The sequence below is a fragment of the Bradyrhizobium sp. P3_C3 genome (assembly GCF_056402655.1).
On the sequence record NZ_JBFUGY010000047.1, the window covers coordinates 37103 to 57621 of the forward strand.

Annotated in this window: 23 protein-coding genes and 4 pseudogenes; 13 read left to right on the forward strand and 14 right to left on the reverse strand. The window is 61.4% G+C overall.

Annotation, left to right across the window (positions count from 1 at the left end; genetic code table 11):
* Positions 1–17: 17 nt before the first annotated feature.
* A complete protein-coding gene (locus tag AC1DW2_RS36375; protein ID WP_080588637.1) occupies positions 18–359 on the forward strand; it encodes a SemiSWEET family sugar transporter in 342 nt (113 codons plus the stop codon).
* Positions 356–1219 carry a transglutaminase family protein gene (locus AC1DW2_RS36380; RefSeq protein ID WP_208088265.1) on the forward strand — a complete coding sequence of 288 codons (864 nt, stop codon included), beginning with the start codon at positions 356–358 and terminating at the stop codon, positions 1217–1219. Before AC1DW2_RS36375 ends, AC1DW2_RS36380 begins: the two co-directional genes overlap by 4 nt.
* 246 nt (positions 1220–1465) lie before the next feature.
* Here the strand turns inward: AC1DW2_RS36380 and AC1DW2_RS36385 are convergent, their stop codons facing one another.
* The 3 genes from AC1DW2_RS36385 to AC1DW2_RS36395 form a co-directional block, all read right to left on the reverse strand.
* Positions 1466–1864, reverse strand: coding sequence for a cupin domain-containing protein (locus AC1DW2_RS36385; RefSeq protein ID WP_049802973.1), 399 nt, complete (start codon positions 1862–1864; stop codon positions 1466–1468).
* A 129-nt stretch (positions 1865–1993) separates the two neighbouring features.
* Complete coding sequence (locus AC1DW2_RS36390; RefSeq protein ID WP_041959903.1) at positions 1994–2578, reverse strand: phosphatase PAP2 family protein; 585 nt, start codon at positions 2576–2578, stop codon at positions 1994–1996.
* 760 nt (positions 2579–3338) lie between these two features.
* Positions 3339–3500, reverse strand: coding sequence for a DUF2934 domain-containing protein (locus AC1DW2_RS36395; protein WP_071910726.1), 162 nt, complete (start codon positions 3498–3500; stop codon positions 3339–3341).
* A gap of 442 nt (positions 3501–3942) precedes the next feature.
* Between AC1DW2_RS36395 and AC1DW2_RS36400 the strand changes: the two genes are divergently transcribed.
* From AC1DW2_RS36400 to AC1DW2_RS36410, 3 genes are all read left to right on the forward strand, one after another.
* Positions 3943–4170, forward strand: coding sequence for a hypothetical protein (locus AC1DW2_RS36400; RefSeq protein ID WP_041959901.1), 228 nt, complete (start codon positions 3943–3945; stop codon positions 4168–4170).
* Positions 4171–4539: 369 nt separating this feature from the next.
* Positions 4540–5331, forward strand: coding sequence for an alpha/beta fold hydrolase (locus AC1DW2_RS36405; RefSeq protein WP_041959899.1), 792 nt, complete (start codon positions 4540–4542; stop codon positions 5329–5331).
* Positions 5332–5360: 29 nt separating this feature from the next.
* Entirely contained in the window at positions 5361–6452 is a 1092-nt protein-coding gene (locus AC1DW2_RS36410) for a sensor histidine kinase (RefSeq protein WP_208089537.1), read from the forward strand.
* A gap of 14 nt (positions 6453–6466) precedes the next feature.
* On the opposite strand, the gene AC1DW2_RS36415 is transcribed toward AC1DW2_RS36410, so the two are convergent.
* The 10 genes and pseudogenes from AC1DW2_RS36415 to AC1DW2_RS36460 all read right to left on the reverse strand — a co-directional run bounded on the left by AC1DW2_RS36415 (position 6467) and on the right by AC1DW2_RS36460 (position 15288).
* Positions 6467–7642 carry an extracellular catalytic domain type 1 short-chain-length polyhydroxyalkanoate depolymerase gene (locus AC1DW2_RS36415; RefSeq protein WP_208088266.1) on the reverse strand — a complete coding sequence of 392 codons (1176 nt, stop codon included), beginning with the start codon at positions 7640–7642 and terminating at the stop codon, positions 6467–6469.
* Positions 7643–7647: 5 nt separating this feature from the next.
* Positions 7648–8067 (reverse strand): CopG family transcriptional regulator, encoded by a 420-nt coding sequence (locus tag AC1DW2_RS36420; protein ID WP_208088267.1) that lies wholly within the window; start codon positions 8065–8067, stop codon positions 7648–7650.
* 562 nt (positions 8068–8629) lie between these two features.
* Positions 8630–10360: an FAD-binding protein gene (locus tag AC1DW2_RS36425; RefSeq protein ID WP_477008372.1), complete on the reverse strand. Its 1731-nt coding sequence runs from the start codon at positions 10358–10360 to the stop codon at positions 8630–8632.
* A gap of 9 nt (positions 10361–10369) precedes the next feature.
* Positions 10370–10699, reverse strand: a complete 330-nt coding sequence (locus AC1DW2_RS36430; RefSeq protein ID WP_208089629.1) for a hypothetical protein — start codon at positions 10697–10699, stop codon at positions 10370–10372.
* 46 nt (positions 10700–10745) lie between these two features.
* Positions 10746–11186 (reverse strand): annotated as a pseudogene (locus tag AC1DW2_RS36435) (sugar phosphate isomerase/epimerase family protein); the annotation flags it as partial.
* Positions 11186–11842 (reverse strand): hypothetical protein, encoded by a 657-nt coding sequence (locus AC1DW2_RS36440; RefSeq protein ID WP_208088269.1) that lies wholly within the window; start codon positions 11840–11842, stop codon positions 11186–11188. The pseudogene AC1DW2_RS36435 and the gene AC1DW2_RS36440, both read right to left, overlap by 1 nt.
* A gap of 13 nt (positions 11843–11855) precedes the next feature.
* Complete coding sequence (locus AC1DW2_RS36445; RefSeq protein ID WP_208088270.1) at positions 11856–12350, reverse strand: type II 3-dehydroquinate dehydratase; 495 nt, start codon at positions 12348–12350, stop codon at positions 11856–11858.
* Between the two features lie 30 nt (positions 12351–12380).
* Entirely contained in the window at positions 12381–13661 is a 1281-nt protein-coding gene (locus AC1DW2_RS36450; RefSeq protein ID WP_071915796.1) for a TRAP transporter large permease, read from the reverse strand.
* 22 nt (positions 13662–13683) lie between these two features.
* Entirely contained in the window at positions 13684–14193 is a 510-nt protein-coding gene (locus AC1DW2_RS36455; protein WP_071915797.1) for a TRAP transporter small permease, read from the reverse strand.
* A gap of 75 nt (positions 14194–14268) precedes the next feature.
* Positions 14269–15288 carry a TRAP transporter substrate-binding protein gene (locus tag AC1DW2_RS36460; protein ID WP_208088271.1) on the reverse strand — a complete coding sequence of 340 codons (1020 nt, stop codon included), beginning with the start codon at positions 15286–15288 and terminating at the stop codon, positions 14269–14271.
* Positions 15289–15515: 227 nt separating this feature from the next.
* On the opposite strand from AC1DW2_RS36460, the gene AC1DW2_RS36465 reads away from it, so the two are divergent.
* The 4 genes and pseudogenes from AC1DW2_RS36465 to AC1DW2_RS36480 all read left to right on the forward strand — a co-directional run bounded on the left by AC1DW2_RS36465 (position 15516) and on the right by AC1DW2_RS36480 (position 18271).
* On the forward strand, positions 15516–16175 hold the full coding sequence (locus AC1DW2_RS36465; RefSeq protein ID WP_135217137.1) for a GntR family transcriptional regulator: 660 nt from the start codon (positions 15516–15518) through the stop codon (positions 16173–16175).
* 50 nt (positions 16176–16225) lie between these two features.
* Positions 16226–16642: pseudogene (locus tag AC1DW2_RS36470) on the forward strand (M24 family metallopeptidase); the annotation flags it as partial.
* Between the two features lie 349 nt (positions 16643–16991).
* Positions 16992–17399 carry a M24 family metallopeptidase gene (locus tag AC1DW2_RS36475; protein WP_477008373.1) on the forward strand — a complete coding sequence of 136 codons (408 nt, stop codon included), beginning with the start codon at positions 16992–16994 and terminating at the stop codon, positions 17397–17399.
* On the forward strand, positions 17396–18271 hold the full coding sequence (locus AC1DW2_RS36480; RefSeq protein WP_071915801.1) for an SMP-30/gluconolactonase/LRE family protein: 876 nt from the start codon (positions 17396–17398) through the stop codon (positions 18269–18271). Before AC1DW2_RS36475 ends, AC1DW2_RS36480 begins: the two co-directional genes overlap by 4 nt.
* A gap of 12 nt (positions 18272–18283) precedes the next feature.
* On the opposite strand, the pseudogene AC1DW2_RS36485 reads toward AC1DW2_RS36480, so the two are convergent.
* Positions 18284–18584, reverse strand: a pseudogene (locus tag AC1DW2_RS36485) (hypothetical protein); the annotation flags it as partial.
* 440 nt (positions 18585–19024) lie between these two features.
* Here AC1DW2_RS36485 and AC1DW2_RS36490 point away from each other — a divergent pair.
* The 4 genes and pseudogenes from AC1DW2_RS36490 to AC1DW2_RS36505 all read left to right on the forward strand — a co-directional run.
* Positions 19025–19321, forward strand: coding sequence for a hypothetical protein (locus AC1DW2_RS36490; protein ID WP_477008374.1), 297 nt, complete (start codon positions 19025–19027; stop codon positions 19319–19321).
* A 115-nt stretch (positions 19322–19436) separates the two neighbouring features.
* A complete protein-coding gene (locus AC1DW2_RS36495) occupies positions 19437–19940 on the forward strand; it encodes a hypothetical protein (protein WP_477008375.1) in 504 nt (167 codons plus the stop codon).
* A gap of 38 nt (positions 19941–19978) precedes the next feature.
* Positions 19979–20194, forward strand: a complete 216-nt coding sequence (locus AC1DW2_RS36500; protein WP_223154068.1) for a hypothetical protein — start codon at positions 19979–19981, stop codon at positions 20192–20194.
* Positions 20195–20316: 122 nt separating this feature from the next.
* Positions 20317–20519, forward strand: a pseudogene (locus AC1DW2_RS36505) (helix-turn-helix domain-containing protein); the annotation flags it as partial.

Below are 20519 nucleotides of genomic sequence, written 5' to 3' on the forward strand. Positions count from 1 at the left end.
CCGTATGACTTAATCGGATGCATGGCACTTGGCACGTCGTGGGTCGCCCGAACGTGCTCGATGGCCCGGTTTGCTATCTAGGCGGCATACCGGCGTTACTCGCGTCGCTTTCCTATGTGCCGCAGGTCCGCGAGGCGTGGCCACGCGGGTCCACGGAGGATCTCTCGCTCTTCATGCTCTGGGCGCTGACCCTCGGTCTCGGGTTTTGGATCGTCTACGGTGCTATTCGATTGGATGATCGTCGGCGCGAACGTGATTTGCGCCACGCTCGCGGCCATCGTTTCTGCTGCAAGATACGGGATCTCAGGTCGCGAGGCCGCTGTAGAATCCATGGGCCTGACAAACGGAGGCCGAGATGACGGCGCTACGAATCCGCCATACGACCACCTATCGTTTTAGAGAGGCAGTACATCTCGCTCCACACCGCCTGATGCTACGCCCTCGCGAAAGCCGCGAATTGCGGCTGATGTCACACATCTTGACGATCACGCCGGACGCTGTGACCAAGTGGGCCCAGGATGTGTTTGGCAACACTGTCGCCCTGATCAACTTTGCAGACACAGCCCCGACGCTCGTTATTGGCAGCGAAGCCGATATTCTTCTCGATGCAGTCGATTGGCCGGTGTTCGATATCGCTGCCTCGGCCATTTCATACCCGTTCCGCTACTCCGACGAAGAATGGACCGACCTCGGCGCATTAACTATTGCCCAATACCCTGATCCGGGCGGGCGACTGCAAAACTGGACGAGAGGGTTTATACGTAGCAACCCAACCGATACGCTTTCACTGCTCAAAGACCTGAACGCCGGAGTCGCCCAGCGCGTTCGGTACCAAAGCCGTGAAATCGAGGGCACGCAATCTCCCGAGGAGTCACTCGACCGCGGGTGGGGATCGTGCCGCGACTTTGCAGTCTTGTTCGCCGAATCCGCACGAAAGCTCGGCTTCGGCGCGCGGCTCGTCTCCGGCTACCTCCACGACCCGAGCCATCAGCTCCTAGGTTCGGGCGATGCTGGCTCGACCCATGCTTGGGCCGAGGTGTTCCTACCAGGTGCGGGCTGGGTCACCTTCGACCCGACGAACCGCAGCGTCGGTGGTCGAAATCTGATCCCCGTCGCAGTTGCCCGCGATATCAGCCAGTGCATGCCAGTATCAGGAAGCTTCTTTGGCCCAAGCGATAGCTTCTTGAGCATGGGCGTGACTGTCTCGGTCACCGCCTAACGCATCTCCGGATTATTCCACCGATCGATACGTCGAGTGCACGGCAGGATCGTCCCCGAGTCCAGTATCGGCAGAGTAAATGGCAGCGCCTTACTCTTGGGCTTTGAGATCGCAAATCCTGCAGGCGGCACGTCATGGCCGTCCACTTGCTTTTCGACCCGCTCCTTGGCCTCTTCAAGGGGAGATCGACAAGCTGCTAACTAGGCCATCCGGGACTAGGATGTAGGCGCGACATCCTCCGGCATTTCAGATCGATCTCCGCGGGTCGAGAGCCCTTCGGCGCGCGCGGCCGATCCTCGACCTTCGTGCATTCGTCGTAGGTCCCGGTGGATAGGCGCCGACGACGAGGAAGTCCTCTTCGGCGAACAGGCATTGATGGCCGGTACCGGCGGGCAGGATCGCGACGTCGCCAGCCTTCAGCGTGAATATCCGGCCCTTGTTGCCGCCGAAGCGTACCCGGCCCTTGCCGCGGGCGATGCCAAGCACCTCATGAATTCGGGAGTGATAATGCACATAGCTGTAGATGCCGTCGCGCCAAGTGTCGCCCCAGCTGTTGGCCTCGAAGAGATCCTCCATCACGGCCGCCGGGTCGTGCCCGTCGCCAAAATCGACGGCGCCACGGTAGATGATGAACGGCCATCGCAAGTGATTGGGTCCGAGCCGTCATCCTTGAAGCGGAACGTGTGAGGCTTTCGGGCACAAGCGAGTTCCGGAGCTTCCTTCCTGCCTGGACGGCGCAGGCCGGTCGCGCGCTGCATGTATTCCTTGACGTTCTCAAAAATGGACACGGTCGCTCTTCTCCGATGTCCAAAGCGGATAGCCGGTCCACAAGCGCAGCAGCCGCTCTATGATGGCACCCAGCGCGAAGCCCGCGACCACATCGCTAGCCCAGTGCGCCAGCACGACTATCCGCGTCAGGGAAAGGGCGATCGCTAAGGCTCGAATCATTCTCCGCGGGAGAGGCGTTAAAGTGCCGGCGGCGGAGGCCAGCGCGCCCATATGGAGGGCGTGTCCCGAGGGAAACGCGTCATCGCGCTTTCCGGAAAATGAGACCCCGTGCATGTGACCCAGCACAGTCTTGCGGTCCGGGCGGGTCTGATCGAATACCGACTTCATACCATGAGGCATCAGCGAGACCACGACCGTAACGAGCAGCGCATGATTGCCCGCCCGCTGCAGCTGCTCCGACCTACCACGCGTCGCAAACCAGCCGACGGTCGCGAGCGCCAGAAGGATTTTCTCGTCGGCGCCCCAAGTCAGCCCGCGCGAGACCATCTCGGTACGATGATTGGTGTTGCGCGACACGGTCCGCGCGATCACCACGTCGGGCTTCGTGGGTTTGACCCTGACTGCTGCCATCACCTCGTCACTCTGCGATCTGCCATCGTTAACTCCGGTGCAGGTTCCAAGTTCATTGTGCTGTCATCGCGAGGTGTTTCACCGCGCGGCAAGGTGACTTGTGCGGCACCGATACGCAGGTCGTGCAGTTGTTTGGCGCCCGCTTATCGGGTGACGCTCCGGATAGAGTGAGCGTGCCGGATCATGTCCATCAGCCTGATGGTTTCTTCTTAAAGAGCGCTCTCAGCTGCTCCCACTTGGCCTCGATCCACCTCAAAGCCATGAGAAGAGGCTTCTGTAGAATAGGGATGTCCTGTGCGATAAGAAGAAGGCCTAGAGGCAGCATCCAGAGGCCGAAGATAGGCAGAAAGCTGAAGACGCCTCCTAGGATGAGCAACCCGGCGACAACGACACGGACCCAAAACGAGGATGGTTCTCGTAGCCACAGAATGAAGGCCGACACCTTCGTAGGCACCCGTCGCCGGAACAATTCAAAGTATCTATCCAATTCCGCTTTGACAGAAGCCATTAACTCGATCTTCTCTCTATCAGGGTGCCGCAACCCTCCGAACAAGCGCTTGAACCGCGACTAAATCAAAAGATCTGTACGGAAAGCGTTCCAAACCCTTTGGCTTCCCGATGGGGATGACGGACGATCCGTCTGCGGCCAGTCCGTTGCCGGTTCTGCCTTGTGTCTTCGAAAGACCGCCCGCCAAATTACCTAAGCGTCGCGCAGGACAGTGATAGCCGGGAAGCTCGGGTATGACGGGTAGCTCCTCGCCTAAAGCGTATCCGGTGTGCGTCGAGGTGAGCCTTGATCCTCGTTGAGCAATTCCTGTTCGGCCAAGCGCCAAAAGTCTTCTTCTCGGCCGTCCGGCTTGCCTGCCTGCTCCCACAACTCGTAGGCGCGGGCCGCAACGGCTTCATCGATTCGCCTATTCATGGGCCTTCTCCAGCCCAAGTAGGGGCAATCGGAGGGGTTACTAATCCGGTCATCCCCCCATAAACCTGCCTGTGAACCAAAGAAGCCTCTTGTTCAGGCCGTCGCGCTGTTTTGCCGACTCTGTGTTGCGCTCCAACTGCGTACGCACTGTAACAGCGACGAATCGGACGTCGACAAATTGAATCCCGGTTCCGTCGTGTGAGTTGCTTATGCGTCAGTCTCGACGGCTTATGTCGATCGCCCCGAACGGTGACGAGACCGTCTATTTGGTCGCAGACGACTTTGGCCGCTGTTCTTCGGAAAAACGCCCTCATTCGGCGTCGGCCGCCGTCGTGGCGCAGAGCCACCATAGGTACGGCTGCCTAAATTGCCGGTGCGGGCGCCACGAATCGGAGAGCACGGAGACGCAAGGAACTCGCCAAGCTTAGGGTCGTTTCCTCGCATGAGTGAGCCCCTGCCCGTTATCATGGAAAACTCGATCCAGATCGCCTGGGATTACCTGGAGCGGACGGGCAACCTCGGTGATCCCGAGGTTGCGAGCAAGGTGCTGCTGGAGTCGGTGGAAGCAATGGTTAGGCGTGGTGAACACCGTGTCTTGATGCTCTCGAACACAGCCATCAGCGATTATAAGAGATTGTGTGCCGACTGTTCGTTGGAGTTAGTCACCTGATAGATCCCGACTGCCAGATCTGCTTTGGGCTGGGCTGCGTGTGCGAGAACCACCCTTTCCAAGCTTGGAATGAGAAGGGCTGTCAATGCGGCGCCGGAATGCCGTGCGAATGTCAGCAGGCCGAGGGGCTCGAACAACCAGACTTTTCAAAGGTAATACCTCGGCCGCCAGGATGACGGCCGGTAGGGCCACAACTCGGTTTGTAGATGCACTCAACGACGGCAAGGAGACCTGGCCAGCATCAGTCGGATCGAACTGGTCCGTCGAACAGCGATAAATGACAGGGTTCCGCGCTAAGGACTCGCAAGCTCGACCTGATCCCGGATAAGGTGCAGATGGGGCATCGCGCCGTAATTTCCGAGGTATTCGATGTCAGGCGTAATCGAGCGAAACAACGTGAATGTTCGAGGAGCCGGGGACCGGGCTATCGTGTTCGGTCACGGGTTCGGCTGCGACCAAAACATGTGGCGGTTCGTGGCTCCGGCGTTCGAGAACGACTTCGAGACGGTAACGTTCGATCAGGTCGGCGCAGGCGGGTCGGATCTCGCCGCTTACGATAAGACCAAATACTCCAGCCTATCGGGGTATGCCGACGACCTTGTCGAAATCGGGCGCGAACTCGAACTGGAGGATGCCATCTTCGTCGGCCACTCCGTCAGCAGCATGATCGGCGTACTTGCCGCTCAGAAGGCTCCCGGAATGTTCGGCAAGCTGGTCCTAGTCGGCCCCTCTGCCCGGTACATCGACGATGACGAATACGTCGGCGGCTTCGGTGCCGCGCAGATCGAGGAATTGCTGCAGTTCCTTGAGTCCAACCACATGGGCTGGTCGACCCAGATGGCGCCCGCAATCATGGGCAATCCCGACCGGCCCGAACTCGGCGAAGAACTGACGAACAGCTTCTGCCGAACCGATCCGGAGATCGCCAAGGCGTTCGCCCGAGTCACTTTCACCTCCGACAACCGCAAGGACCTGGCCGGCGTCGCCGTTCCAACGCTGATCCTCCAGTGCAAGGAGGACATCATCGCGTCGCTTGAGGTCGGCGAGTTCGTCCACCGCAACATCCCGGGCAGCCGGATGATCGTCCTCGACGCGACCGGACACTGTCCGAATCTCAGCGCCCCTAAAGAGGTGGTCGACGCCATGAGAACGTTCGTCTAGTGAGCGTCGCCGGTCTCGACTTCGACGACATGATCGAAAATGCGCCGTGCGGCTACATCACGCTGCGCGCCGACACGCGCATCGAGCACGTGAACCGGACGTTCCTCGCATGGACCGGTCACGACGCGGACGCGATGCTCGGGAAGCGCTTCAGTGATTTCCTCACCTTTCCTGGGCGTATCTATTTCGAAACCCATATCGCGCCCCTACTCCGGATGCAGGGTTTCTTCAACGAGTTCGCGATCGACATGCTTACGGCCGCGGGCGATCCGCTGCAGATCATCGCGAACGCCAATGAGCGCCGCGATCCGAACGGGAACGCGCTGGGCATCCGCATCGCGCTGATCAAGGCGACCGACCGGCGCCGGTACGAAACGGAGCTTCTGTCGGCCAAGGATCTGGCCGTGACGGCGGAAAAGGCCACGCAGGAGGTGCTGCGGCTGGAAAATGAGACGTCGCGGTTTCGCGAACAATTCATCGCCGTTCTCGGTCACGATCTGCGCAATCCGCTCGCCTCGATTAGCGCCGGCGCCCGTATCCTCGATCGGACGGTACAGAGCGAGCAGGAGCACCGGGTCACCGCGATGCTGCAGTCGACCGTCATCCGGATGAGCGCGATGATCGACAACGTGCTGGACTTCGCGCGTGGCAGGCTGGGCGGTGGCATCACCCTGCGGCGCGACACCCGAAAGCCACTCCAACCTGAACTCGAGCAGGTCGTAGACGAACTGCGTATGGGATCGCCCGGGAGGGAAATCCTTGCGGACTTCGCGATCGACCGGCCGGTTGATTGCGACCGGACGCGTGTTGGTCAGCTACTCTCCAACCTTCTAGGCAACGCCTTGACGCATGGCACCTCTAACCAGCCGATCGTCGTTCACGCCGAAACGCGCGGCGGTTCTTTCGAGCTCTGGGTCGCCAACGCCGGCCAGCCTATACCGGAAGCGGCGATGGAGAAGCTGTTCGAGCCGTTCTTTCGTGGCGAGGCCCGCGCAAGCAGGCAAGGACTCGGATTGGGGCTATATATCGCTTCTCAGATCGCGAAGGCGCATGACGGCTCTTTGACCGTCTCGTCGTCGCCGAAGGAGACGCGCTTCACATTCACGATGCCGTCGGAGTAGCTCCGCTTCAAGATTCATCCGGCGTGCGGATGCTCCAGAAAGAATCGCAGCATTTCCTTCGTGGCATCCGGCCCCTCTGCGTCCGTATAGGATCCGGCGGGGCTCCCTCCGGACCAAGCGTGGCCGGCGCCGTGGATGTTCCAGTGCTCCAAAATCTCCCGCTGGCCGTCGACGTGGGTCGTTCGGGTATATCCATGCCCTCCCGGAATTTGCCCGCGATGCACTTTCTTCTGCGTCTTGGTCGCTCCGATAGTCTGTTCGACGACCTGGGCGCCATTGCCTGGATGCACGGTGGTGTCGCGATCGCCGTGAAAAACAATGGTCGGGATCATCGGGCCAGTCGCCGCAGGACGAGCGCCTTTGCCCCCTTGCCGCATGGCGGTGAACGCCGAGGGCATATCGGTGGCGGCTCCGCAAGGGAGGCCGGAATGGATCCCGACTGCAGCGTATAGATCACTATAGGTGGCTCCCATGATTGCTGCAGCGGCGCCTCCAGCTGAGAGGCCGGCGACGAAGACGCGCTTTGGATCGATTAAGTAGTCACGCATGACTTGGCGAGTGATGCCCGCGATCAGCGAGGGCTCGCCTTCGTCGCGGCGCTGGTCAGCCGCGCGAAACCAGTTCCAGCACTTGGACGGATTAGCGCCGCCATGCTGTGCCGGATAAACCACCAGGCAGTTCTGTTCTTCCGCGATGAAGTTCATTCTGGTGCCGGCTGCGAAATCGTCCGGCGACTGCGTGCAGCCATGCAGCATGACGACCAGCGGATGCGGTTGACCTCGTTGGTAGCCGCTGGGGACGAACAGCTTGTAGCTTCGGCTTCCGGCCTCGTTGCTGTAGGTGCCGTCGATAAACTTCGTTCCTTCCGGCGCGATGTCGGTGATCGAAGCAGGCGCGTGCTTGGCACCCCGCAGACCAAGCCAGGTGCCGCCCTTGGCCCGATCGAACAGCGGCCGGTGCAAACGTGCCGTGGTAGCCGGAGCTTTGAGGTCGGCCCAGCCGAGGCGGCTAGACTTGAGGTCGATGGTGGGCGGAACGCCGTCTGGAAGGCCGACGAGCTGCGGGACGAGCGATGCCGCAGCGGGCGCATGCTCGCCTTTGAGCATGCGCTGCAGCAGCGCCGTGGCTTCGGTCAGTTGCCCCGCTCGCGTCAACCGCGTGGCTTCGCGCAGCGTGTCGTGATTCAACATCGTGTTCACCTTGTTCTGTCGGCGAGAGCGGCCTTGACCGCGGGGGTGGCATGGAGGGCTCCGAGCACGGAAACCGAGCCGATAGTTGCGCGGGCGAGTTCGGCCGTAACGTCCTGCGCGATGCTGGCAAGGCCAAGCACATTGATGTGCAGCATCTCGCCGGCTCGCTGCGCCGCTTCGAGATCCGCGCGCGTGTAATTCCGGAGGCCGAGATCCAAGCCTTTACGGGCGGTAGATTGCTTGACCACGTCGGCGTGACGCTCGAGCTGATTGCGGATCGCCGTCCGGATGAAATCCGTGCGGTTCGAATAGAACCCGTCCTTCACCATCAGATCGACGTGGCCCAGATCGACGAAGCCGAGATTGATGGTGATCTTTTCGGTTTCCGGAGGCTTCGGCCTCAGTTCTTGAATATTCGAAGGCATGCTTCTCGCCATCCATTTACCATCTGTATGGCTGGTATATGGATGGCACGCGGTCCTTACAAGAGGGCACGTGATGGAACTTTGGAGAAAGTGCCGGGCTTTGTCCGCGGCGGCGAAAACCGTCTCGATGACGATCGAGACGGTCGAGCAGAACGCAGGGTAAGATGCCTGCGGCCTTAGCTGGATGGTTGCCTTCGTTTACTCCGATCCCGGCATGGGAGGCCGACGAACCTAATTCCGCTTGAGACCTTTAACGAGCCCTGCCGTAACGTCGAGCGCGGTCCGCTCGACTGACGGCGCGGAGGAATTCAAAACCATCACGATCTTCTGCGGCGGTGGACAGCTGCTTTCGCTCGTCGCGGCCATGATCTACCACCTGGATTTCACGGCCTTCTGGCGCGCTTACGCCTTCAGGACGCGGTCGCTAGAGCTCGTTCGCGTCCTTCGCGACGACGCTCGCGCCGTTCCCGCCTTCGCTTCGCCCGCTCCGCGAGCGGAGGCAGCGGTGGCATGGGTGCATTGACCATCTCGGACGGCGTCGCTCAGGCGGGGGCCGTAGCTTCTAGCGCGGCGCCAGATCGAGAAGCCCGCGTAGCTTTGCCGCTGCGTCCATCGCGGCGCACCAGCCGAAGACCATGGCCGGGCCGATCATGGTGCCGGGCCCCGGATATGTGCCGCGGAAGATCGAGGATGAATCGGTCCCGACGGCGTAGAGACCGAATAGAACCGTGCCGTCGCGAGACAATACGCGTGCGCAGGAATCCGTGCGTAGACCGGCGCTGCTGGCGAGGTCCGAGGGCCATACGGCGACGGCATAATACGGTCCTGGGCCGATCCGGCGCAGACAAGGGTTCGGCTTGCTCCGGGCGTCGCCATTGAACCGGTTCAATTCGCTTGAACCGCGCCCGAAATCTTCGTCGACCCCGCTCTCGGCATACCGATTGTATCGTTCGACCGTTTCAGCAAGCTGATCTGGATCGATAGGGATTTTCTGTGCCAGTTCTGCGATCGTTTCGGCTTCGATCAAATAATTGGTTTGCAAGAACTCGGTCAGGTCTTTGGTCCCGGGATGAACCAGTCCGATGCCAAAATCCTTGATGAAGGCCCTGTCGCAGATCAGGAAGGCCGGCGTGGCTGACGAGGCAGATGCGTTCGAACGCAGCATCGCGGCGACGAAGTCGTGATAGGAGTCCGCTTCGTTCACGAAGCGTCGGCCGGATTTGTTGACGGCGAGCAGTCCCGGCTTGGCGCGATCGAGCATGATGTGCGGGAAGACCGAGACGTGGCCGTCGGCTTGCGCCATCACCGAGCTCGGCATCCACAGGGCCGGGCTCTCGAGGTCACGCTCGATGATGGCGTTGACACGCTCGGCGGCTTGGATTCCGTCACCTGTATTGGATGAGGGCGCGAGCGAAAAGCGGCGCGCGGCATGTGGAAACAGCCGTTCGCGAAGCTCGCGGCTCCAGCCGATGCMGCCAGTTGCCAGCACCACGCCCTTGCGGGCGCGTATGGCGACCTCTCCGGTCGGAGACGTGAGGACCGCACCGACGATGTCGTCGCCCTCGCAAATGATCTCGCGAAGCGCCGTCTCACATCGCAGCTCGACGCCGGCGCGGCGGATGCTGTCGAGCAGTCGCGCGACCAGCGCATTGCCCATGATCAGGCGCGTTCCTCGCTTGTGGCGCAGCCGATCCAGCGCATGCCGGGCGAGAAGGCCGACGGCGTGTCGAAAGTTGGTCCAGTTGCGGAAGGGCGCCAGCAGCGCCGGAATGTCCGCCTTCCCGACCATCATGCCGCCGAGGACCATGAATTCGCGACGTGGCGGCCTGACTCGCACGAAATCGTCGCCGAGCTCGCGGCCGTCGAACGGCACGGCTCCGAGCGCGCGACCGCCGATCGCAGCGCCACGAAGCTGCTTGTAATCGGGATGGACCGGCGGTGCCGCGAACTTCACGCTCGTCTTCTGCTCGAGATAATCGAGAACGATCGGGCCGGCCTTCAGGAACATATCCACGCGCTGGTCGGTCGCGTGCTCGCCGAGCATCGCGGCGAGATAGGTGCGCGCGGCCTCGACCGTATCAGGCGTTCCAGCGCGCCGCCCTTGCCGGTTGCCCGGGATCCAGACGGTGCCGGCGGAGGTTGCGGTCGTGCCGCCCACCATGTCCGACTTCTCGCTGAGGATAACGCCGAGCCCTTCGAGGGCGCCGACCAGCGCCGCCGTCATGCCCCCCGCACCTGCGCCAATGACCAGCAGGTCGGTCTCGATGTCCCAGACGCGATCGGCTTGCGGCATCCCACCCTCTTACGAAGCGGCGCGCGCCCTCTCGACCACGGCCCTGCCCGCCGCGAGCGCCCGGCGTGCCCGTGTTACGGCATCGACGGTCTTCGCCAGCTGAACGGTCGGGACCTCGATGCTGATGGTCAGGCTGTCGGGCATGGCTTGTGTCAGTCCGACGAGATCGATGCCGCCCTCGCCTGGAAACATCCGTTCCTCGCGTGCGGCATGAATGAGCTGCTCGGTCGTCGCCGGGCGTTCGGCCGGACCGTCGCAGAGTTGCCAGTAGTGAAGCTGCTTCGCCGGGATAGCCTTGATATCCGCAAGCGCTTTGCGATCGATCGAAATGCAGCGCATCGACCAGAACGCCGGCCGCGGGGTGATCGATATCGGCGACGATCCGCATCGCGGTCTTCAGGTCCGGAACGCTGGTCCAGGGCATGAATTCGAGATCGGATGTCAGGCCGTGCTGTGCAGCCGCTTCGCAAAACTGCCGGTAGCGGTCCGAGAACCGTGCCAGGTCCGGATCGTAGGCCGCAACGAGAATATGTTTGGCGCCGAGGCGCGCGCCCGCCTCGAAGAAGGGCGTGAAGGACGCGACGTCCGTCGCCGGCCTGAACGCGACGACTTCGATATCGGCGACGGTCACGCCCGTCGACTGCAACCGCTGCAGCGTCTCTCGCATCTGCGGCGCATCGTCCATCAGGCGATAGGCAATTCCGCCTTGCGTCGCGGGCAGCAATCTGAGCCCGACTTTCTCGTAGCCGCAGCGGGCCGCCAGCTCGATCATCTCGGGCGGCGCGAGATCGAGCACGGTCAGGGCAGCGAGCGAGAAGACGGCCATCAGCCGAAGTCCGCGATGCGGGCGTCGAGCGCGAACATGCCTTGGTAGACTTCCGGCTCGCTCGCCCGGCCCAGGATGTCGGGCGCAATCGCGCGCGCCTGCTGCAAGGCGGCCTGCAACGCGGCGACGTCGAGCGCCTCGATCAGCAATAGGCCTGCGAAAAAGCCCTCGTCCTTTCGCATGCCCTTTTCGGCCGTCGGCACCGATGTGCGCGCCTCGTCGGTCGCGCCGATCTGAATGGCGGCAATTCCGTCGCATGCAACGAGCGCCTCAGCCAGTTTTCGGGCGTCCGCGGGCAAAGCCTCGATCCGCAGCGCCATGATCGTGGCCCCCTCGCCTCGCCCCGCGCGCGCGACCATGATGCCCCCGCCCCGCATGAAATTGCTGAGCTTTGGCATGATGCGCTGCGACCAGGGCGTCGGCGCGTTGAGGCGCGCGAGGTACGCTTCGCCGTCGAGCACCTCGGGCGCATCGAGCTCGTACAGGATGAAGAAGCGGTTGATGTCGTCCCTTGCCGCGCGGAAGACGCGCACCCCGCGGAAGCCCTTGGTCGTCACGCGCTCGGTGGTGTGCTCGCGCGTCAGCCAGTGCCGGTAATCGGTCAGGTCGTGCGCCTCGACGTCGCTCCAGATGGCGAGAAATCCTGCACCGCGCATGTTGCTCTCCTCCTTACGCCGTGGCAGCGGCGGCAAGCCCGTGCAAGGCCTGCGGAATGGTTTCAGGCAATTGTCCAAGCCGTTGAACGGCTGCCAGGATCGCGGCGAGATAGCCGTACGGACCCAAGCCGCAAATAACCGACGTGCAGGCACTCGACGTGATCGAGTGGCGGTGAAGCTCGTCCCGGGCATGGATGTTCGAGATATGCACCTCGATCTTGATACCCTCGAAGATCTTCAGTGCGTCGATCAGCGCGATCGAGGTGAAGGAATAGGCCGCCGGATTCATGATGATCGCATCCGCGTTGCCATAGGCGGACTGGATCAGATTGACGAGCTCACCCTCCATATTGGTCTGGTGGAATGAGATCGATACGCCGAGCTGGTCGGCCAGGGCCTGGCAGCTGACCTCGATCTGCTTCAGCGTCGTCCGGCCGTAGATGTGCGGCTCCCGGATGCCGAGAAAGTTCAGATTGGGTCCATTGAGGATCATGATCTTAGCGGCCATTGTTCGCCTCTCCTTTGTCGACATATGTGACTAGCCGCCGAACCATTTCGCCGGAATCGTCACCAGTCCCGGGAATAGCACCATCGCGAACAGGACGATCAGTTGCGCGATCATGAACGGCCAGACGCCCTTGATGATATCCTCCATGCTGATCCTCGAGACGCCGCAGACGACGTTGAGCACGATGCCGACCGGTGGCGTGATCAGGCCGATGGCGTTGTTGATGATGAAGAGGACGCCGAAATAGACGGGGTCGATGCCCGCCGCCTTGATGATCGGCATCAGGATCGGCGTGAGAATGAGGATCGTCGGCGTCATGTCGAGCGCCGTCCCCACGATGACCACCACGACCATGATCGCGAGCATCAACAGCGTGTTGTTGCCCATGAAGGGCTTCAGCAGGGTCACGACCTGTGCGGATATCTCGGACACGGTGATGAGCCAGGACGATACCAGCGCCGCGGCGACAAGGAACATCACGATGCTCGTCGTCACGGCAGAGGAGACGAAGATGGCGTAGAGCTGCGACAGTTTCAGTTCACGGTAGATGCAGGTCGCGACGAACAGGGAGTAGACGGCGACAACCACCGCGGCTTCCGTCGGCGTGAAGATGCCGAAACGCAGGCCGACCACGATGATGACCGGCAGCATCAGCGCCCAGAAACCATCGACGACGGCCTTGATGATCTCAGCCCCCGAGGCTCGCGGCGGCGGCGTCAGGTTCTCTTTCCGCACCACCCACGCCCACGCCATGCAAAGCCCAGCGCCGAGCAGCAGCCCGGGCACGATGCCGGCCAGAAACAGTTTCGAGATCGAAACGCCCGCGGCGACGCCGAAGATGACGAAGCCGATGCTGGGCGGGATGACGGGGGCAATGATGCCCCCCGCCGCCACGAGACCCGCCGCATAGGACTTCTTGTGCCCTGCCGCAACCATCATCGGCACCAGTAGAGCCGCGAGCGCAGCCGCATCGGCCGCGGCCGAACCCGAGAGCGAAGCCAGGATGCAGGACGCGAGGATCGTGACGTAGCCAAGCCCCCCGCGGAAATGGCCTACGGCAACGAGCGCGACATTGACGATACGCTTGGCCAGGCCGCCCTTGTTCATGATCTCACCCGCGAGCATGAAGAAGGGAATGGCCATCAGCGGAAAGCTGTCCGCGCCGTTGATGACATTCTGCGCCACGATCTGGGCGTCGAACATGTCGATCGTGCTCATCAGGGCGACGCCGCAGACGATCAGCGCAAAGGCGATCGGCATGCCGAGCGCCATGGCGCCGAGCAGCGATAAGGTAAAGACGGCGATCGTCATAGCGTGATCCCGATGGTCAGCATCAGTGCTCTTCCGATTCCTTGACTGCCACCATATCGGCCTCGCTGGCCTGTCCCGTGAGCACGCGGACGAGGTCGTAGAGAAGGATGACTGCGGCCGATACGCCGAAGATCACGCCGACCGCGTAGAAGATGGCCATCGAAAGGCCGGTCGCCGGCGCGCGATCGTCGATGTTGATGATGGTCTGGCGCCAGCTGCCCGAGAGCAGCAGCCAATCGGCAAACAGCATCAGGCAATAGTTGATGATGAAGCAGATGCGTTTTCCGTAAGCCGGCAGCATGCGGACCAGGCTGTCGACGCCGAGATGCGCGTGCTCGCGCAGCGCGACGATGGCGCCGAGGAAGGTCAGCCAGACCAGCAGCCAGCGCGACAGCTCCTCCGAAATCGTGATGCCGGAGTTGAAGCCGTAACGCAGGACGACGTTGCCGAACACCAGCACCACCATCACTGCAAGACACGCGGCAATGACGGCTTTCAGGAACGTGCAGTAGAGGTCAAGAGCTCGCGCCATGCGTGACGTCCGGGCAAATGAGGGGTGTGAGCCGGCCAGTGGCCGGCCCCGCCGCCTGCGTGATGGAGACGTCGGCTACTTCACGTCCTTGCGGATGCGCTCGACCTCGTCGTTGAAGAGCTTCACCGTCTCGGACCGAAGATTGGCCGAGATCTTGTCCACGACCGGCTGCACTGTCTTACGCATGCGATCGGTCTCTTCAGGTGCGATCGCATTGTACTGCATGCCCTTGGCCTGCAATTCCGCCAGCGCCTTTTCGGTCTGAAGGCGCGTCTGCTCCTTCTGGTAGTCGCGGCTCTCTGCATAAGCCTCGCGCATCAGGCGCTGCTCGGTCGGCGACAGCTTGTCCCAGAACACCTTGCTCACCAGAATGATGTTCAGGGTGAAGGTGTGGTTGGTCGCGGAGACGTATTTCTGCACTTCGTAGAACTTGTTCGAGAGAATGACCGTGTAGGGATTCTCCTGGCCGTCGACGGTGCGGGTCTCGAGCGCCGAATACAGCTCGCCGAAGGCCATCGGGACCGGATTGGCCTTAAAGGCGCTGAAACTTTCGAGATAGACCGGGTTCGGAATCACGCGAAGCTTGAGCCCGCTGAAGTCCTCGACCTTCGTGATCGGGCGGGTGCTGTTGGTGACATTGCGGAAACCCAGGCCCCAATAGCCGAGACCGATCAGCCCCTTCGACGGCAGCGTGTCAATCATCGCGTTGCCGAATTTACCGGTCGCGAGCGCGTCGGCCTGCTCGGTCGTGTTGAAGAGGAACGGGAAGTCGACGAGGCCGAATTCCGGAATGACGGTTGCGAGCGAGGTGGTCGAGGCCGACAGCATCTCCTGCGTGCCGCCGCGCAGTGCCGATTGCTGCTGCAACTCATTGCCGAGCTGGGAGGCTGCGAACTCTCGCACCTTCATCTTGCCCCCGCTCTTCGCCAGCAGGATCTCGGCAAACTTCTGCACGCCAAAGCTGACAGGGTGATCGGTGTTGTTGAGGTGGCCCCACCTGATCGTCCGCTCCTGGATGTCGTCAGCGGCGGATGCGCCGACCGTCAGCGCCACGCAGATCGCCGTCGCAGACAGCGCCCGTATCAACAAGCTCATCGTTTCCTCCCTGTTCACCGGGGCACGAACGGCGGCTTAAGGCCTTGTTTTCCGTACCCTCCGTTTATTTACACATCATACATATATTTCCATGTCAAACGACAAAATCAATTTCATATGAGATTTCAGTAGACGTCATGTGTCGTCGGTCTGCTATATTGCTGGCAACATTGATGGTTCGGCCGCCGCACGGCGGGCCGGCAATCCGGACAGCGGGACTAGAGCGCATGACGACACTCGAGGAACGGCCAATGTCGGCAGGCGACAGCGGCTATCAGCGCATTCGCTCCGACATCATTTTCGGCGTGCTCACGCCTGCCGGGCGTCTCAAGCTCGATGCCATGAAGGAAGATTACGGCGTCAGCATCTCGACGCTGCGCGAGATCCTCAATCGCCTCACGTCCGAGGGTTTTGTGGTCGCCGAAGGCCAGCGCGGCTTCGAGGTGGCGCCGATCTCGATCCAGAACCTGCGCGAGCTCGCCGAGCTGCGCATCCTGCTGGAGCATCACGCGATGGCCGAGTCATTCCGGGCCGGCGACGTCGAGTGGGAGGGCCGCGTCGTGTCCGCGCATCACAAGCTGGCGGCGACCGAACGCACCGTCCTCAAGGAAGGCGACGATCCCGAGCTGCGCAAGCGCTACGACGGCGAATTCCACCAGGCGCTGATCTCGAGCTGCGGGTCGCGCGAGTTGATGCATACCCATGCGATCGTGTTCGACAAATACTTCCGCTATGCGCTGCGCTACCGCGGCACGGAGACGATCAACCAGCACAAGGCCTTGCTGGAAGCCGCTCTGAAGCGTGACATCAAGAGCGCCAGGGCCGTCCTCAGCGACCACATCAATGGCTGCGTCGCGCATGCGCTGTCCTCCTGGAAGGACAGCTGACCGCCTTCGCCCGCCCAAGAGATCAAGTCGTCAGCGAAGAAGAACGATCAATGAGTTCGAAAATTCCGTTCTCCACGGCAAGGCTCGACGGCCTGCTCGACGATTTCGGCATCGACGTGCTGATCGTCACCGCGAAGCACAACATTCAGTACCTGCTCGGCGGTTACTATCACTTCCAGTTCGATTACATGGAAGCGATCGGCATCAGCCGCTATCTGCCCATCTTCGTCTATTTGAAGGGCGCCCCGGAGAAGTGCGCCTATGTTGCCAACCGGAACGAGCGGGACAGCGTCGAGAACAGGACCGCCGCCGGATACTGGATGCCGCCGGCCGTATTCGGATCGTCGACCTCGGTCGAGGCGATGGCGCTCGCGCTCAGGCATGTGAAGGCGGTCGCGACGACGGCGCTGCGTGTCGGCGTCGAGATGTCGTTCCTGCCCGTCGATGCCGCCGATGTGCTGCGTCGGGATCTCGCCGATTCCCAGCTCGTCGAGGCGATGCGCCCGCTCGAGAAACTGCGGTCGATCAAGACCGCAGCCGAGCTGGAGATCCTGCGCGAAGCGTCCGAGCGCGTGGTCGCCTCCATGATGGATGCGGTGAACCACGCCCGGCCCGGACACAGCAAGCGCGAGATCATCGGGCATTTGCGGCAGGCCGAATTGTCCCGCGACATGATCTTCGAATACGCCCTGGTGACGATGGGAACGAGCCTCAACCGGGCGCCGTCCGAGCAACGTCTCGAGCGCGGCGATATCGTGTCACTAGATTTCGGGCGGGAATTACAAAGGCTATATCGGCGATCTCTGCCGGATGGCCATGCATGGGGCGCCGGACGGCGAGCTCGTCGATCTGCTCGGCGAAATCGACCTGATCCAGCAGGCGGCCCGCGCTCCGATCCGCGCCGGTCTCATCGGCGCCGATATCTACGCTGCAGCGAACGAAGCGCTTGCGCGGTCTCCTCACGGCAAGCACATGCACTTCGTCGCCCATGGCATGGGCATCGTCAGCCACGAAGCGCCGCGCCTGACGGCGAGCGGACCCATTCCCTACCCCGCCGACGACGCCAATGCGCCGCTTGAGGCCGGCGTGGTCATCTCGATTGAAACCACGCTGCCTCACAAGCGACGGGGTTTTATCAAGCTCGAGGATACCATCGCCGTCACCGCCGATGGTTATCAGGCCTTTGGCGATAGCGCGCGCGGCTGGAACCGGATTCCGGAATGACTGCGAAAACGATTCCCGCGCACAGGGTCGAGACCGCGGTCGCCAGCGCGGACATTCTTGGCGAAACGCCGCTGTGGTGCGACCGGTCCCGCAAGCTGTGGTGGATCGACATCGACGGCCGGCTTCATCAATCCTTCGATCCCGCGACGGGCGCCCATTACAAAGCCTCCTATGATTGCCAATTCGTCGGCAGCCAGGCCCTGACGTCAGACGGTTCGCATCTGCTCGCGCAGGACTTGACCCTCGACCATCGCCAGACCGTCGTCGAGGTCGAACGCGGCCTGGACAACCGCCTCAACGACGGCCGCGTGGACGCGCGCGGCCGCCTGTGGATCGGCACTATGGACAATCAATTGCACCGGCCGAACGGCTCGCTGTACCGCGTCACCGGAGACGGTCAGGTGACGCGCCTGTTCGACGACGTCATCGTGTCCAATGGGATCGCGTTCTCGCCCGACAATCGGACGTTCTATTTCACGGACACGCGGCGTTACTGCACCTGGGCGTTCGACTTCGATCTCGACGACGGCCTGATCAGCAACAGGCGCCTATTTGCGGATTACAGCGCCTCCGGAGAAAGACCTGACGGCGCGTGCGTTGACGTCGATGGCGGGCTGTGGACGGCGTTCTTCTCGGGCGGTCGGGTGGTGCGTTATCGGCCTGACGGGACGATCGACACGGTCATTCCCCTGCCTGTCACCAATCCGACCTGTCTTTGCTTCGGAGGAAGCGATCTCAAAACGCTGTATGTGACGACGGCCAGAAAATTCCTGGATCGGCAGCAGCTTGACGTCGAGCCGCAGGCCGGCCATCTCCTGGCCATTGACGGCGTCGCGCAGGGGCTGCCGGAACACCGTTTCCGGATCGGTTAGTTCCGAGGGATCCTACCGCGCGAGCAGCAGCTCCAACTGGCCCCGCGCCTTCTTCACGGCCGCCGCGAACCAGCTTTGACCTGGCGCCTCCTTGGCAAAGCATTTTGTGTAGGCGTCCATGGCCCCGTCTTCCTTGGCCATGGAATCCTCCGGTGTCTTCCTCGCCATCATTTGCTTCCAGACTTTTTCGCAGGCCGGAATCTCGGCCGTCTTCACCGCATTGGTGACAGCGAGAAAGAAGACCTTGTCGCCCTGGATCGCGACGACGTCGATTTCATGGGGCGGCCCCCTTCAGGTCGCCATTGCCGCGTAGTAGCTGGCCGACTGTAACAACGACGCGATTGACCCAAAGCGGAACTCTGCGATAGAGGTCCACCGCTCGCAGCTCTCCACCGGAAGGATGGTAACGTTGCACTTCATCTCAAGTAATTCACATTGGAGCGTGCGCAATTCCGAGTGAAGCTGGATCACGTTTCCGATCAGCCCAACGCGCTTGATCTAGATCAAGAAGTACGTCGCCATTGTGCAGCATGCGTGAGACAACGTCGTAGAACTGGCCCAAGGCAGTTGTTTCGAGGGCACAGGAGCTACCGGCATGCCGTTGCTGGCATATCTCTGGAAGGTCGGAGCGGCGTTGCTCTTACTGCTCTTTGTCGCAGACTATTGTGTTCCGAGGGGCAAATCCCTGAACAGGTGCCGGCTGATCGACCAGCAATACGCATTCACTCCGATCGCAAATGGCCGGAGCGAATTGTGCTCGATGCCCGGTCGCCGACAATCGTTTCCGCCGCACCCGCGGTCAAGATCCCAGATGTCGCGATGTCGTCAGGCGTCACCGAACCGCCCGTCAACCGGATCGATAACCCGACAGTCGCGAATGCACTCGCAATGCTGCCGCGTCCAGATGCACGCCCGCCCGAATCTATCGATCGCAAGCGACAACACAAGACATCAAACGTCGCCGCCCGGCCGAGACGGCACGTCAAGCCGCAGATGCTTCTAGTGGCACGACAAGGACAGTTCGGCTGGTTCGGCTTCAGAACCTGGTGATCGGCGTCCGGGCAAAATCCAAACGCCGAGTCTCGCGGCCCCTATTCATACATCGCACAGACACCTCCACGTCGCATGTCGAAGGCTGGAGCTGGAAGCCAACAGGGGGAACGGTATGAAAGTAGACCTTCTGCGAGAACGGATGCGCTTGAGCATCAACGATTGGCTGCTGACGCTACTCACAATTCTCCTCGTATCGATCGTCTTCGTCTTTGCGCCTCTTCAAGCGACCGGCCATTTTTTTCTCCATGCCGGGGCAATTACCATCTTGCTTGCTGTGATGGCGAGCATGGCGATTATCTCGAAGAGCAAGATCGCACTTGGAATGATGTTACTTGGGCTTATTGCGAACGTCATCGTGCTCTTGCAGCGCTATTACTACGCTTGGCCCTACAACTTGCATCTGCTGGCGGCGTCATGGTTGCTGATCGCCATAGCCTTGGGAGCTGTCGTTACGAGGGCCGTATTCGGTCCAGGCTACATCACCTATCACCGCGTCGTCGGCGCTGTCCTCGTATATCTTTTGATTGCCGTGGGATTTGCCTGCCGGCCGCCGATGCATTCAAAGGCATCGAGTTCGTGGATGACTGATCGCTTGCGAGCAAGGTTTTCTATTTGAGCTTTGCCACGCTGACGACGACCGGATACGGCGACATCGTGCCCGTCCATCCATGGGCAAGGAGCCTCTGCAACATCGAAGCGGTTATCGGGCAACTGTATCCGGCGACGTTGTTGGCGCGATTAGTCACGCTGGAGCTACCAACAATCACCGTAGCGCCGGTCTTAAGCTGCAGACCGGTGGCAGAGTTCTGCGCCGCAGCGCCGCAAGCAAACAGATCCAAACTCGGGCCCTGCTGTCCTTTGGTGCAATGAACTTTAGGACAATACCGAGAATGCACTATCCCTGAAAATCTTGTCACCACGCACGCCGCTAACCCGGCACCGGAATTGCACGGTTACCAGGCCCATCATCACCAGATTAAGGAATGGGTCCAATGCTGATGCATATCACCTCAGTGTCGGTGCCTCATCCGCACTCCCTTTGCGAACTGGGGATACCGACCGAAACCAATCCGATCGTCAGCCTGAGCCAACTTACCTATCGGAAGTGCAACAAGATCTACGGCGAAAAGGAACCCGCCGATTATGTCTATCAGATCAAGTCAGGCGCGGTACGAAGCTTCAAGCTGCTTCGTGA

Bases quoted from the DNA above. Each gene is read 5' to 3' on its own strand.
- AC1DW2_RS36405 (WP_041959899.1), top strand. From the start codon at position 4,540: ATGTCAGGCGTAATCGAGCGAAACAACGTGAATGTTCGAGGAGCCGGG.
- AC1DW2_RS36380 (WP_208088265.1), top strand. From the start codon at position 356: ATGACGGCGCTACGAATCCGCCATACGACCACCTATCGTTTTAGAGAG.
- AC1DW2_RS36465 (WP_135217137.1), top strand. From the start codon at position 15,516: ATGACGACACTCGAGGAACGGCCAATGTCGGCAGGCGACAGCGGCTAT.
- AC1DW2_RS36440 (WP_208088269.1), bottom strand. From the start codon at position 11,842: ATGCGCGGTGCAGGATTTCTCGCCATCTGGAGCGACGTCGAGGCGCAC.
- AC1DW2_RS36375 (WP_080588637.1), top strand. From the start codon at position 18: ATGCATGGCACTTGGCACGTCGTGGGTCGCCCGAACGTGCTCGATGGC.
- AC1DW2_RS36410 (WP_208089537.1), top strand. From the start codon at position 5,361: ATGATCGAAAATGCGCCGTGCGGCTACATCACGCTGCGCGCCGACACG.
- AC1DW2_RS36400 (WP_041959901.1), top strand. From the start codon at position 3,943: ATGAGTGAGCCCCTGCCCGTTATCATGGAAAACTCGATCCAGATCGCC.
- AC1DW2_RS36390 (WP_041959903.1), bottom strand. From the start codon at position 2,578: ATGGCAGCAGTCAGGGTCAAACCCACGAAGCCCGACGTGGTGATCGCG.
- AC1DW2_RS36455 (WP_071915797.1), bottom strand. From the start codon at position 14,193: ATGGCGCGAGCTCTTGACCTCTACTGCACGTTCCTGAAAGCCGTCATT.
- AC1DW2_RS36415 (WP_208088266.1), bottom strand. From the start codon at position 7,642: ATGTTGAATCACGACACGCTGCGCGAAGCCACGCGGTTGACGCGAGCG.
- AC1DW2_RS36445 (WP_208088270.1), bottom strand. From the start codon at position 12,350: ATGGCCGCTAAGATCATGATCCTCAATGGACCCAATCTGAACTTTCTC.
- AC1DW2_RS36450 (WP_071915796.1), bottom strand. From the start codon at position 13,661: ATGACGATCGCCGTCTTTACCTTATCGCTGCTCGGCGCCATGGCGCTC.
- AC1DW2_RS36480 (WP_071915801.1), top strand. From the start codon at position 17,396: ATGACTGCGAAAACGATTCCCGCGCACAGGGTCGAGACCGCGGTCGCC.
- AC1DW2_RS36475 (WP_477008373.1), top strand. From the start codon at position 16,992: ATGCATGGGGCGCCGGACGGCGAGCTCGTCGATCTGCTCGGCGAAATC.
- AC1DW2_RS36460 (WP_208088271.1), bottom strand. From the start codon at position 15,288: ATGAGCTTGTTGATACGGGCGCTGTCTGCGACGGCGATCTGCGTGGCG.
- AC1DW2_RS36495 (WP_477008375.1), top strand. From the start codon at position 19,437: ATGAAAGTAGACCTTCTGCGAGAACGGATGCGCTTGAGCATCAACGAT.
- AC1DW2_RS36395 (WP_071910726.1), bottom strand. From the start codon at position 3,500: ATGAATAGGCGAATCGATGAAGCCGTTGCGGCCCGCGCCTACGAGTTG.
- AC1DW2_RS36430 (WP_208089629.1), bottom strand. From the start codon at position 10,699: ATGCGCTGCATTTCGATCGATCGCAAAGCGCTTGCGGATATCAAGGCT.
- AC1DW2_RS36420 (WP_208088267.1), bottom strand. From the start codon at position 8,067: ATGCCTTCGAATATTCAAGAACTGAGGCCGAAGCCTCCGGAAACCGAA.